The 12956-nt window shown below is 59.7% G+C and carries 13 protein-coding genes and 1 pseudogene; 4 read left to right on the forward strand and 10 right to left on the reverse strand.

Features of this window, described 5'->3' with window-relative positions:
• Nucleotides 1–129 precede the first annotated feature (129 nt).
• From AB4N53_RS13755 to colR, 5 genes are all read right to left on the reverse strand, one after another.
• A complete protein-coding gene (locus AB4N53_RS13755; protein WP_016773424.1) occupies nucleotides 130–357 on the reverse strand; it encodes a hypothetical protein in 228 nt (75 codons plus the stop codon).
• Nucleotides 358–359: 2 nt separating this feature from the next.
• On the reverse strand, nucleotides 360–1076 hold the full coding sequence (locus tag AB4N53_RS13760) for a lipopolysaccharide kinase InaA family protein (protein ID WP_460121119.1): 717 nt from the start codon (nucleotides 1074–1076) through the stop codon (nucleotides 360–362).
• Nucleotides 1077–1079: 3 nt separating this feature from the next.
• Nucleotides 1080–1748 (reverse strand): class I SAM-dependent methyltransferase, encoded by a 669-nt coding sequence (locus AB4N53_RS13765; protein WP_460121121.1) that lies wholly within the window; start codon nucleotides 1746–1748, stop codon nucleotides 1080–1082.
• 149 nt (nucleotides 1749–1897) lie between these two features.
• Complete coding sequence (locus AB4N53_RS13770; RefSeq protein WP_460121123.1) at nucleotides 1898–3181, reverse strand: sensor histidine kinase; 1284 nt, start codon at nucleotides 3179–3181, stop codon at nucleotides 1898–1900.
• Nucleotides 3171–3854: a two-component system response regulator ColR gene (colR, locus tag AB4N53_RS13775; RefSeq protein ID WP_016773421.1), complete on the reverse strand. Its 684-nt coding sequence runs from the start codon at nucleotides 3852–3854 to the stop codon at nucleotides 3171–3173. Before colR ends, AB4N53_RS13770 begins: the two co-directional genes overlap by 11 nt.
• 207 nt (nucleotides 3855–4061) lie before the next feature.
• Here colR and AB4N53_RS13780 point away from each other — a divergent pair, with 207 nt between their 5' ends.
• Nucleotides 4062–4805: a phosphatase PAP2 family protein gene (locus AB4N53_RS13780; protein ID WP_460121127.1), complete on the forward strand. Its 744-nt coding sequence runs from the start codon at nucleotides 4062–4064 to the stop codon at nucleotides 4803–4805.
• Between the two features lie 189 nt (nucleotides 4806–4994).
• Here AB4N53_RS13780 and groL read toward each other — a convergent pair whose 3' ends face one another.
• From groL to AB4N53_RS13800, 4 genes are all read right to left on the reverse strand, one after another.
• Nucleotides 4995–6641, reverse strand: coding sequence for a chaperonin GroEL (gene groL, locus AB4N53_RS13785; protein WP_064365078.1), 1647 nt, complete (start codon nucleotides 6639–6641; stop codon nucleotides 4995–4997).
• A gap of 50 nt (nucleotides 6642–6691) precedes the next feature.
• The gene (locus tag AB4N53_RS13790; RefSeq protein ID WP_007916610.1) at nucleotides 6692–6985 is read right to left on the reverse strand and encodes a co-chaperone GroES; all 294 of its coding nucleotides are present in this window, start codon (nucleotides 6983–6985) and stop codon (nucleotides 6692–6694) included.
• 258 nt (nucleotides 6986–7243) lie between these two features.
• Complete coding sequence (locus tag AB4N53_RS13795; protein WP_016773418.1) at nucleotides 7244–7720, reverse strand: FxsA family protein; 477 nt, start codon at nucleotides 7718–7720, stop codon at nucleotides 7244–7246.
• Between the two features lie 71 nt (nucleotides 7721–7791).
• Nucleotides 7792–8517, reverse strand: a complete 726-nt coding sequence (locus AB4N53_RS13800) for a HugZ family pyridoxamine 5'-phosphate oxidase (RefSeq protein ID WP_460121130.1) — start codon at nucleotides 8515–8517, stop codon at nucleotides 7792–7794.
• A 163-nt stretch (nucleotides 8518–8680) separates the two neighbouring features.
• Between AB4N53_RS13800 and AB4N53_RS13805 the strand changes: the two genes are divergently transcribed.
• Nucleotides 8681–9439, forward strand: coding sequence for an SDR family oxidoreductase (locus tag AB4N53_RS13805; protein WP_460121132.1), 759 nt, complete (start codon nucleotides 8681–8683; stop codon nucleotides 9437–9439).
• 5 nt (nucleotides 9440–9444) lie between these two features.
• A pseudogene (locus AB4N53_RS13810) lies at nucleotides 9445–9552 on the forward strand (metal ABC transporter ATP-binding protein); the annotation flags it as partial.
• A gap of 19 nt (nucleotides 9553–9571) precedes the next feature.
• Here AB4N53_RS13810 and apbC read toward each other — a convergent pair.
• On the reverse strand, nucleotides 9572–10666 hold the full coding sequence (gene apbC / locus AB4N53_RS13815) for an iron-sulfur cluster carrier protein ApbC (protein ID WP_460121135.1): 1095 nt from the start codon (nucleotides 10664–10666) through the stop codon (nucleotides 9572–9574).
• Nucleotides 10667–10904: 238 nt separating this feature from the next.
• On the opposite strand from apbC, the gene metG reads away from it, so the two are divergent.
• Nucleotides 10905–12956, forward strand: coding sequence for a methionine--tRNA ligase (gene metG / locus AB4N53_RS13820; protein WP_460121137.1), 2052 nt, complete (start codon nucleotides 10905–10907; stop codon nucleotides 12954–12956).

Consider the following 12956-nt stretch of genomic DNA (forward strand, 5'->3'; position numbering starts at 1 on the left):
TCCCACGCAGAGCGTGGGAACGATCAAGCAAGATCAAAAGATCGCAGCCTTCGGCAGCTCCTACACAATCCGTATTCCAAAATAAAAGGCCTCGCAACTGCGAGGCCTTTTATTTGGGCTTGAATCGTGTCAACTGGCTGGCCTCATCCCTTGGGACAGTCCGAACATGAACAACAACAAATCATGATCGGGCTGGGTCGCCACGGAGGCTTTCGCCACCCGTGGAACCGAACAATGAGCGTCGTTCCCGGACGCCCCTATGACCTGCATGCGCGGCTGCTCCCAGGCAGCCACCGCCAGTGAAGCAACTGCCAAGGCCCCAACCAGGAACAAACCTCGTGCAATTTCTAGTTTCATCGCTATAAACCTTTGATAGCGCTGCCAAACGCCGTCTCATAAAAGTAGACGAGTTTTTTCCAGTCGGCATCGCGGAACGACGAATGGCGACGCAGTTGCTTCATGTCATGCTGCGCGGCGCGATAGGGGGTCAGACGCTGGCGGCACTTCTCCAGATCGATCAACGCCACTTCAACTTTCGCCGCTTCGCCTTCACCGGTGACGCGAACGAAAACGTGTTTGATGTAGATGCAGCTGTGCTGCCAGCGGCCCTTGTGCATGCGCGCCAGGTTTTCGGCGAGGTCTTTGAGCACGCGCTCGTAAACCACGTCGCCGCATTGATCGCGACCACCGGCGGCGGCCAGCCAGTGTTCCAATTCCTGGAAACCGTCGAGGGATTTGGTGACGAGCAGTGCGCGCCACTTGTGTTGCGGGTCGGGCTGAGCACCGCAGAACACGATCTGCGGAACGCGCACGCCAAGTTTGCTCACGCCGGTCAGCGCATCGAGTTCACGCAATACGGTCGGGCGACCGAAGGGGTGCAACCAGCTGCGATAGATGTGCCCGGTCTGGCGCTTGGCGTACAGCAACTGGCCGTCACGGCCGACGATGCGCTGTACCCCGCTTTCGCCACCGCGACGTACGTTGGGTTCTTCCACCCATTCGCCACGCTGGGCCCAGTAATAATCGAAACCATCCTGTGGAGCGACATTCGCTTCAACTGCTGCTTGCACTGCCATCCTCTACCTCTTGCGTAATACGTAAACCCGCCACATCGCATAGAGCGGTATAAAGTCCAGTTGTTCCTGAATGCGGAAACCCGCTTGTTCGAATTCTTTTTCGATCGTCACCGCCGGAATCAAAAAGCGATTCTGATAATCACGATTCGGCCGGTCGAGCTCGGCGCGTTTGCGCTTCCAGGCCTTGAAGTTGCCGTCGACCCACAATGAAACAATCACGCTGTCACGGGTTACCCGCTCGAATTCGCGCAGGATCACCTTGCGGTGCTCGGCTTCACCGATATGGTGAAGAAGGCGCATGCAGAAGATGCTGTCGACCGCGTTGTCCGGCAGCGCAATATCGAACGCCGAGGTGTGCAGCGGTTGTACACGCTTGACCACATCGGCTGGCTGCCCTTGCAGCGCGGTCTTGATCATCGACTCGGAATTGTCCGCACCGATGATCACCCGGTTGGGCTTTTCCGCGAGCATTGGCCAGAAGCGTCCGGCACCGCAGGGCAGATCCAGCACCAGACCGGGATCCCCCGCAAGCGCCAGGGCCTTGCGACCCAATTGCTCGTCGCGCCAGTGCGACAGGCGGCGGCCCAGGCTTTCCTTGTGCTTGCGCAGGTAACGTTGTGCGTGTTGGTCGTCGTACTTTTCGGAAAAATCGAGTTTGATCGGGTCGGCCATCATCTGGACTCCTGTTCTGATGACGCCACCTTAAGCAGCGGCGTGTCAGCGTCAGGTCATCCAATTGTGAAAATTCTGTCAGGTAAATCTGTAAAGTATTACAACGTTATACAGGATTTAGACAGGTGGGCGGGAGTAGCCTCGAGCCACTATTTGCCGCTATTCACGCCAAGATCTACCTCGAATCGGCAGCCATTGGGCTCCATCGTGCTCAGGCTGACCGTCCAGCCCTGGTTTTCGCAAATGCGCTGAACCAGTGACAGGCCGAGGCCGAGGCCTTCGCCACGTTTTTCACTGCCACGCACGAATGGTTCAAACATCGCCTCACGTTTTTCCTCGGGAATACCCACCCCCGAGTCCTCGACGATGAAGCCGCTGGCGGTAAGGGTAAGGCGAATGAAACCCTCTTCGGTGTAATGCAGTGCGTTACGCAGCAAGTTGCCCATCACCGCATTGAGCAAGGTCGCGTTGTAACGAGTGTCCGGTGGATCGCCCGGCTCGAACATCAGCGTCAGGCCCTTGCGCTCGATCGGATCGCGCCACAGGCACAGCAGGCTTTCGGCTACTTGCGTGAGGTTCTGCTGCGGCGCGGCGCCGGCCTCTTCGTTCTGTGCGCGTGCCAGCATCAGGAAGGTCTGCACCAGCTCGCGCATCTCCTCGCTGGCCCGGGCAATACGCTCGACCTGGGCGCGACCGCGCTGATCGATACCGGGGTTTTCCAGCAGCAATTCGCAGGAACTGGCCAGGACCATCAGCGGCGTGCGCAATTCATGGCTGACGTCGCTGGTGAACAAACGCTCGCGGTTCAGCGCCTGACGCAAGCGTCCCAGCGTGGCATCGAACGCCACCGCCAGTTCACCGACTTCATCCGCCGCGTAGTCCGGCGCCAGGGGTGGCGCCAGCCCGAGCAACTGGTCGCGATGACGGACCTGCCGCGCCAGCCGCACCACCGGCGCCATCACCTTGCGCGCGAGCACCCAGCCGAGAAAAACCGCCAATGCCAGGCTGAGCACGAAGCCCACCAGCACCACGGCAAACAGCACGCGCTCGCGCTCTTCGAAATCGCTCTGGTCCTGCAGCAAAACATAACGTCGACCATCCACCACTTCGACCATGGCGTGATAGGACAGCTGCTCACGAAACACTTCATGGAAACCGGCATCGAGATGACGCAGATCCTTGGGCAGGTCGAAATCCCCCGGCCCGCCACTGAAGTAGAACAACTGATCCGGCTCGGGGCGATGGCTCCAGTCGGAGACGTTGTCCATCAGCAGCAAACGTTGCAGGTCGCCACCCAGCCCTGCGGAAATCAGCTTCTCTTCCACCAGGTGCACCGTCGCAACGATACCCATGGCGAAAGCGCCGGCGACCAGTGCGCTCATCAGCGCAAAGGCGATGATGATCCGCTGCGAAAGACTCTGCTTAAACTCCATCTCGCCCCTCGGCCAAGCGATAACCGACACCGTGCACGGTGTGCAGCAGTGGCTTGGCGAATGGCTTGTCGATCACTTGGCGCAACTGGTGAACATGGCTGCGCAGGCTGTCGCTGTCGGGGCAGTCATCGCCCCACAGCGCTTCCTCGAGAATCTCCCGACGCAGCACGTGCGGGCTCTTCTGCATCAACACCGCGAGCAGCTTGAGACCGACCGGGTTGAGCTTGAGCAGCTTGCCTTCGCGGGTCACTTCCAGAGTGTCGAGGTCGTAGCTCAAGTCTCCGACCTGCAACGCCCGGCGGCCGCCGCCCTGCGCACGGCGCATGACCGCTTCGACGCGCGCGGCCAGCTCGGACAGCGCAAACGGTTTGATCAGGTAATCGTCGGCGCCGGACTTGAAGCCCTGCAGACGGTCGTCGAGTTGGTCGCGGGCGGTGAGCATGATCACCGGTGTGTCACGCCGGGCGTCTTCGCGCAGGCGTTTGCACAAGGTGTAGCCGTCGATGCCGGGCAGCATGATGTCGAGCACGATCAGGTCGTAATGCTCGGTCGCCGCCAGATGCAGACCGGACAGTCCGTCCTGGGCGCAATCGACGGTATAGCCTTTCATGCCCAGGTAATCGGCCAGATTGGCCAGGATGTCGCGGTTGTCTTCGACCAGCAGAATTCGCATGGGCACCTCCTCCGAACGGGGTAACGGCCGTCTTGGCCCGCGCAGCTTACGGCCAAGTGTGGCTCAGGGCTAGGGGCGTTTTGCGATAAACCTGCGCTGCGCGCTGCGACGTTTTTTTCACTTTCGGTTAACAAATCGCCGACGCCAGCGCGTGCAGACTCCGCGCGATTACGCTCTCTCCTCCGTTCATCGACCAAGGAATCTGCCATGGTGTCGACCTCTGCCCTTCCCGCTTCAAGACCGCTCAACTGGTGGCTGTGTCTGGGCATTCCAGCGGTGGCGGCGATTATTCTGCTGTTGCTGGAACTGACCGATCTGGACATGGCTCTGGCGCAAATGTTCTACGACCCGGTCGCCGGCGATTTCATCGGGCGGCACAGCTATTTCCTTGAAGACATCCTGCATGACCGGGCGAAACAGGTGGTCATCGGTTTTTCGGTGTTCGCCATTCTCGGTTTCATCGGTGCGTTTTTCATTGAACGACTGAAACCGTTCAAGCGCGAGCTGGGCTGTCTGGTGCTGTCGCTGGGGCTGGCGACTTCCTTTGTCACTCCGGTCAAAGCCGTCACCGCCGTGCAATGCCCGTGGAGCCTGGAGCAATTCGGCGGCCATGAGACCTACAGCAAACTCATGGAACATCGCCCCGCCACGGACAAGCCGGGACGTTGCTGGCCGGGTGGCCATGCAGCGACCGGTTTTACCCTGTTTGCATTGTTCTTCGTGCTGCGTGACCGCCGTCCACGACTGGCGCGGCAGGCGTTTGTGTTCGCCTTTGCGCTGGGTTCGGTGTTCTCCATCAGCCGCATGATGCAGGGCGCGCACTTCTTTTCGCACAACGTGTGGACGGCGATTTTCTGCTGGCTGATTTGTCTGGGAGCTTATTACTGGGTGCTTTATCGCCCGGCAGGCAAGACTTCGACGGCGATGAACACACAGCCGATCAACGCCTGAAATAAACAACCTGTGGGAGCGAGCCTGCTCGCGAATTGTCGGCTCAACTGGCTTGCATGTCGGATGACAGACCGATTTCGCGAGCAGGCTCGCTCCCACAGGGGCTATCAGTGAGCTTCGGAATCCAGGCAATAAAAAACCCCGCTGACTTTCGCCAGCGGGGTTTTGCGTTACAGGGCCAGGGTTGGCTTACATCATGCCGCCCATGCCACCCATGCCGCCCATGTCTGGCATACCGCCGCCAGCTGCACCTTCTTTCTTCGGTGCGTCGGCAACAGCTGCTTCGGTGGTCAGGATCAGACCACCGATGGAGGCTGCAGCTTGCAGAGCCGAACGGGTTACCTTGGTTGGGTCCAGGATGCCCATTTCGATCATGTCGCCGTATTCGCCGGAAGCAGCGTTGTAACCGAAGTTACCTTTGCCGTTCTTCACTTCGTTGACGACGACGCTTGGCTCGTCACCGGAGTTGGCAGCGATCTGACGCAGCGGCGCTTCAACAGCGCGACGCAGCACAGCGATACCGACGTTCTGGTCAGCGTTGTCGCCGGTCAGCTCGGTCAGTGCTTCCAGAGCACGGATCAGCGCCACGCCACCGCCAGGTACGACGCCTTCTTCAACGGCTGCGCGGGTTGCGTGCAGGGCGTCTTCAACGCGGGCTTTCTTCTCTTTCATTTCAACTTCGGAACCAGCGCCAACCTTGATCACCGCAACGCCGCCGGACAGCTTGGCCAGACGCTCTTGCAGTTTTTCACGGTCGTAATCCGAGGAAGTTTCGGCGACCTGGGCACGGATCTGAGCGATACGGCCTTCGATGTCTGCCTGCACGCCAGCACCGTCAACGATGATGGTGTTTTCCTTGGACAGGGTCACGCGCTTGGCGTTACCGAGGTGCTCCAGGGTGGTGCTTTCCAGGCTCAGACCGATCTCTTCGGAGATAACGGTACCGCCGGTCAGAACAGCGATGTCCTGCAGCATGGCCTTGCGACGGTCGCCGAAGCCCGGTGCCTTGACGGCAGCGACTTTGACGATGCCACGCATGTTGTTCACAACCAGAGTCGCCAGGGCTTCGCCTTCAACGTCTTCGGCCACGATCAGCAGTGGGCGGCCGGCTTTGGCAACGGCTTCCAGCACTGGCAGCATTTCGCGGATGTTCGAGATTTTCTTGTCGACCAGCAGGATCAGCGGGCCGTCGAGCTCGGCAACCATGGTGTCCGGCTTGTTGACGAAGTATGGCGACAGGTAGCCACGGTCGAACTGCATGCCTTCTACAACCGACAGTTCGTTTTCCAGGCCCGAGCCTTCTTCAACGGTGATCACGCCTTCTTTGCCGACTTTTTCCATGGCTTCGGCAATGATGTCGCCGATGGAGTTGTCGGAGTTGGCCGAGATGGTGCCGACCTGAGCGATGGCTTTGAAGTCAGCGCATGGCTTGGACAGGGCTTTGAGCTCTTTGACAATGGCGATGGTCGCCTTGTCGATGCCGCGCTTGAGGTCCATCGGGTTCATGCCGGCAGCGACGGCTTTCAGGCCTTCGTTGACGATCGACTGAGCCAGAACGGTAGCGGTGGTAGTACCGTCACCAGCGTCATCGTTGGCACGGGAGGCAACGTCTTTGACCAGCTGCGCGCCCATGTTTTCGAAACGATCTTCGAGTTCGATTTCTTTGGCGACGGAAACGCCGTCCTTGGTGATGGTCGGAGCGCCGAAGCTCTTCTCGAGGATCACGTTACGGCCTTTCGGGCCCAGGGTCGCTTTTACCGCGTCAGCCAGAACGTTGACGCCTTTGAGCATCTTGGAGCGGGCGGCATCGCCGAACTTAACTTCTTTAGCAGCCATGATCGATATTCCTTAAATACTTTGTAGTAACGGGAAAATGAACGGGGATATCAGCCTTCGATAACCGCGAGAATTTCGTTCTCGCTCATTACCAGCAGGTCTTCGCCATCGACTTTCACAGTGTTGCTGCCGGAGTAAGGACCGAACACAACCTTGTCGCCTTCCTTCACGGACAGTGCACGCACTTCACCGTTTTCCAGAGCTTTGCCCGGGCCTACAGCGAGAATCACACCGTGGTTGGCTTTTTCAGCAGCCGAACCTGGCAGGACGATACCGCCAGCGGTTTTCTTTTCTTCTTCGCTGCGACGGATGACGACGCGGTCATGCAGAGGACGAAGCTTCATTGTCGATCTCTCCTAATTGTGGTTTTCATCGGCCGGTGTAGTCCCGGCGGGTTTAACGAATCCGGCCTGCGCCGGTTGCGGTCCGTCGAGCGAACCGCGCAAGTCTGTCCGGTTTGAATACCGGAAACCTTTCGGTGACCGATACATAGGGGCGTACAAGCCGATTACAAGGGCTGGCGGAAAAAATTTTTCATCAAGACACAGTAAATAACAGCCATAAACGAGCACGGCACCCGCAGGTGCCGTGTCGATGCTGTGTCACTTGTTGTCGCGGTGTTCGAACTCGCCTTCGATCACATTCGGCTCTCGACCCAGCGGCTCGCGCGGGGCCGGGCCGCCACGGGGTTGCAGGTCGTCGGCGAAGGCACGCTGGCGCATGGCCTGGTCTTCGGCGCGCTGGCGCATCTTGTTCGCCAGCAAGCGACGGGTGACCGGCAACAGCATCACCAGACCGACCACGTCACTGATGAAGCCGGGAATGATCAACAGGCCACCGGCCAGCGCCAGCATCAGGCCTTCGAGCATGGTCTGCGCGGGCAGTTCGCCGCGGTTCAGGCTTTCCCGGGCACGCAGCGCGGTGGCCAGACCGGCGACGCGCAGCACGAACACACCGAACATCGAGCCGAGAATGATCAGCAGCAGGGCCGGGAAAAACCCGATAGAGCCTGCCACTTTGACGAATACGAACAGCTCCAGCACTGGAAACAGCAGAAAGAGCAACAGAAAAGGGCGCATCAAAGTTTCCTCAACGCAAGAAATGCCTTGCAGTAAGCCTTAGATGACGTCGCCCTTGCGTGAATTCAAGCTTAACTTTGCGCTTTTTTCGGCCAGGACTGGGCGTGAGCCAGAGAAACCAAGGCCTCGCGTACTTGTGTCGGCGTATTACATGGCGCTGCAAAGGGAAGCCAATAGACCGCCTGACCGATGCGCAGGTGCATGCCTTCGCTGTCGATCCCGGCCAGTTGCGCCGGCACGCTGTTCGGCAGCCCGGCGAGTTCGACGTAATGGGCGATGGCCTTGGCGTGGTCGCTGTTCATGTGCTCGACCATGCTGACTTCCGCCTTGCCGGCGAACGGGTTGGCCAGGGTCAGATGGTCGATCCAGTGAATCGCGCCAAAACCGCCGATGTAGCGATGACGCACCGGATTGAGCACCCAGAAATCGAAATCGTGGGCCTGGTGATAATTCTGCGAGTCGGGGAAGTAGCGGTAATAACGCTCGGCGGCAGCCTCAATGGCTGCCGGGTCTTCGAGCTTCTGCGCTTCGGCCAGACAAGTCAGCCGCCCGACCGCCTGCACATCGTCGGCCTCGCGCTCGCCCACCAGCATCGAACACTTCGGATCTTTCAGAAGGTTATGGGTGTGCTGGGCGATACGGCTGATCAGGATCAGCGGCCGGCCCTGCTCGTCCAGGCAATACGGCACAACCGAGCCAAAGGGAAAACCCGGCATCGATTTGGAGTGGGTCGACAGTACTCCACGGTATTCCTTGAGAAGCAATTCTCGGGCATTCTTCGCCACTTCAGCGCTCAATTTATGACTCCTTAAATGGGTTCCGTCTAGAAAACGGACAGGCGCGCAGCGAAAAGTAACCGGCGCGCATCGGGCAAATGTTCGTGTGCTACCAGGCCGGACCAGTGCCGATCGAGCGTTGCCGACAACAAAAACAACTCAGACCTGCCAGCGGGACATGCGAATGCAACTCAACGACAAAGTAATCATTATCACCGGCGGTTGCCAGGGTTTGGGCCGCTCCATGGCGGAGTATTTCGCCGGCAAGGGCGCGAAGCTGGCCCTGGTCGATCTGAATCAGGAAAAACTCGACGACGCCGTAGCCGCCTGCAAAGCCAAAGGTGTCGAAGCGCGCAGCTACCTGTGCAACGTCGCCAATGAAGAACAGGTCGAGCACATGGTCGCGCAAGTGGCCGAAGACTTCGGTGCCATCCACGGCCTGATCAACAACGCCGGGATCCTGCGCGATGGTCTGCTGCTGAAGGTCAAGGACGGCGAAACGACCAAGATGAGCCTGGCCCAGTGGCAGGCGGTGATCGACGTCAATCTGACCGGCGTGTTTCTTTGCACCCGTGAAGTCGCAGCGAAGATGGTCGAGCTGAAGAACAGCGGCGCGATCATCAACATTTCGTCGATCTCCCGCGCGGGCAACGTCGGCCAGACCAACTATTCCGCAGCCAAGGCTGGCGTCGCAGCCGCGACCGTGACCTGGGCGAAGGAGCTGGCGCGTTACGGCATTCGCGTCGCAGGTATTGCCCCGGGCTTCATCGAAACCGAAATGACTTTGGGCATGAAGCCGGAAGCGCTGGAGAAGATGACCTCGGGGATACCGCTCAAGCGCATGGGCAAGCCGGAAGAGATTGCCCATTCGGCGGCGTATATCTTCGAGAACGACTACTACACCGGGCGGATTCTGGAGATGGATGGCGGGTTGCGGATCTAAGCCCAATTACACAAGCCAATGTGGGAGCGAGCCTGCTCGCGAAGGCGTCGTATCAGGCAACTGATGAGTTGAATGACACACCGCTTTCGCGAGCAGGCTCGCTCCCACAGGTTTTTCAGCGCTGCTGATGGATCAATCGTCGCTGATGGTGATATTCGGCATCGCCGGCGTGGCGGCTTCCTGCAACACGATCCGCGCGCCGACGTGGCGGGCCAGTTCCTGATAGACCATGGCGATCTGGCTGTCCGGCTCGGCGATTACGGTTGGCTTGCCGCCATCGGCCTGTTCGCGGATCAGCATCGACAGCGGCAGCGAGGCCAGCAGTTCGACGCCGTACTGGGTGGCCAGCTTTTCGCCGCCGCCTTCACCGAACAGATGTTCGGCATGCCCGCAGTTCGAGCAGATGTGCACGGCCATGTTTTCCACCACGCCCAGCACCGGAATGTTGACCTTGCGGAACATTTCCACGCCTTTGCGTGCGTCGAGCAATGCCAGATCCTGCGGCGTAGTGACGATCACTGCGCCTGCCACCGGGACCTTCTGTGCCAGGGTCAGCTGGATGTCGCCGGTGCCCGGCGGCATGTCGATGACCAGATAATCCAGATCGCCCCAGGCAGTTTGCGTGACCAGTTGCAGCAGCGCCCCGGAAACCATCGGCCCGCGCCAGACCATCGGCGTGTTGTCGTCGGTCAGGAACGCCATCGACATGACTTCCACACCGTGGGCCTTGAGCGGGACGAACCATTTCTGATCCTTGACCTCGGGGCGGGTGCGCTCGGGGATGCCGAACATGATGCCCTGGCTCGGGCCATAGATGTCGGCGTCGAGAATGCCGACCCTGGCGCCTTCGCGGGCCAGCGCCAGTGCGAGGTTGGCAGCGGTAGTGGATTTGCCCACGCCGCCCTTGCCGGAAGCGACGGCGACGACGTTCTTGACGTTGGCCAGCCCCGGAATCTGCGCCTGGGCCTTGTGCGCGGCGATCACGCTGGTGACCTCGACGCGGGCAATCACCACGCCGTCGAGGTTTTCGATGGCCAGTTGCAACAGTTGCGCCCAGCCGCTCTTGAACAGGCCGGCGGCGTAGCCGATTTCCAGCTGCACATTGACGCGGTCACCGATGATCTCGATGTTTTTCACGCAACCGGCGCTGACCGGGTCCTGGTTCAGGTAAGGGTCGGTGTATTGGCTGAGGACGGCTTCCACCGCTGCGCGAGTGACGGCGCTCATGGGCAACTCCGATAACAAGACTGGGAAAAGATGGCGGGTATCGTACCTGAAAAAGATCGCAGCCTTCGGCAGCTCCTACAGGGGATTATGTGTAGGCGCTGCCGAAGGCTCGGGCCGCGTTCGGACGATATTTGATCTTTGCTGTTACTCATCCACTGAAAGAGGTGCGCAGGGTGAAAAATATGCGCCAGCGCTTTATAGTGGCCGACCTCCGTTTCATCAAGTAGCGAAGCCCCACATGTCCGAGCCACGCAAGATCCTCGTCACCAGCGCCCTGCCCTACGCCAATGGTTCGATCCACCTTGGCCATATGCTGGAATACATCCAGACCGATATGTGGGTGCGCTTCCAGAAGCATCGCGGCAACCAATGCATCTATGTCTGCGCCGACGACGCCCACGGTTCGGCGATCATGCTGCGCGCGGAAAAGGAAGGCATCACCCCGGAACAACTGATCGCCAACGTGCAGGCTGAACACAGCGCCGACTTTGCCGATTTCCTCGTCGACTTCGACAATTTCCACTCCACTCACGCCGAAGAAAACCGTGAGCTGTCGAGCCAGATCTATCTCAAGCTGCGTGACGCCGGGCACATCGCCCAGCGCTCGATCACCCAGTATTTCGACCCGGAAAAGAAAATGTTCCTGGCCGACCGTTTCATCAAGGGCACTTGCCCGAAATGCGGCACCGAAGACCAGTACGGCGACAACTGCGAAAAATGCGGCGCGACCTACGCACCGACTGACCTGAAGGATCCGAAGTCGGCGATCTCCGGCGCCACTCCGGTGCTCAAGGATTCCCAGCACTTCTTCTTCAAACTGCCAGACTTCCAGCAGATGCTGCAGACCTGGACCCGCAGCGGCACGCTGCAGGACGCCGTCGCCAACAAGATCGCTGAATGGCTGGACGCCGGCCTGCAACAGTGGGACATCTCTCGCGATGCACCGTACTTCGGCTTCGAGATTCCCGGCGAGCCGGGCAAATACTTCTACGTGTGGCTGGATGCGCCAATCGGCTACATGGCCAGCTTCAAGAACCTCTGCAACCGCACGCCGGAGCTGGACTTCGACGCGTTCTGGGGCAAGGACTCCACTGCCGAGCTGTATCACTTCATCGGCAAGGACATCGTCAATTTTCACGCGCTGTTCTGGCCAGCGATGCTTGAAGGCGCGGGCTTCCGCAAGCCGACCGCCATCAACGTGCACGGTTACCTGACGGTTAACGGTCAGAAAATGTCCAAGTCGCGCGGCACCTTCATCAAGGCCCGCACTTATCTCGATCACCTGTCGCCGGAATACCTGCGCTATTACTACGCGGCCAAGCTCGGCCGTGGCGTCGATGACCTCGACCTGAACCTCGAAGACTTCGTGCAGAAGGTCAACTCCGACCTGGTCGGCAAAGTGGTCAACATCGCAAGTCGTTGCGCCGGATTTATCCACAAGGGCAACGGCGGTCTGCTGGTCGACAACAATGCCGCGCCGGAGCTGACCGAGGCCTTCCTCGCCGCTGCGCCAAGCATTGCCGACGCTTATGAAGCCCGCGACTTCGCCCGCGCCATGCGTGAAACCATGGCTCTGGCTGACCGCGCCAACGCGTGGATCGCCGACAAGGCCCCGTGGTCGCTGAACAAGCAGGAAGGCAAGCAGGATGAAGTCCAGGCGATCTGCGCCACCGGTATCAACCTGTTCCGCCAGTTGGTGATCTTCCTCAAACCGGTGCTGCCGTTGCTGGCCGCCGATGCCGAGGCATTCCTCAACGTCGCGCCGCTGACCTGGAATGACCACACCACGCTGCTGGCCAACCACCAGCTCAACGAATTCAAACCGTTGATGACCCGCATCGACCCGGTAAAAGTGCAAGCCATGACCGACGCCTCCAAGGAAGACCTGACAGCCAGCCAGACCGACACTGGCGCAGCCGCCCCTGCGGGCAACGGCGAACTGGCCAAGGATCCGCTGTCACCGGAAATCGATTTCGACGCCTTTGCCGCCATCGATTTGCGCGTCGCTTTGATCGTCAAGGCCGAACACGTCGAAGGCGCGGACAAGCTGTTGCGCCTGACGCTCGACATCGGTGACGAGCAACGCAACGTGTTCTCCGGGATCAAGAGCGCGTATCCGGACCCGTCCAAGCTCGACGGTCGCCTGACCATGATGATCGCCAACCTCAAGCCTCGGAAAATGAAGTTCGGTATCTCCGAAGGCATGGTGATGGCAGCAGGCCCCGGCGGTGAAGAGATCTACCTGCTGAGCCCGGACAGCGGCGCCAAGCCGGGTCAGCGCATCAAGTAA

The sequence above is a fragment of the Pseudomonas sp. H3_E04 genome (assembly GCF_054668915.1).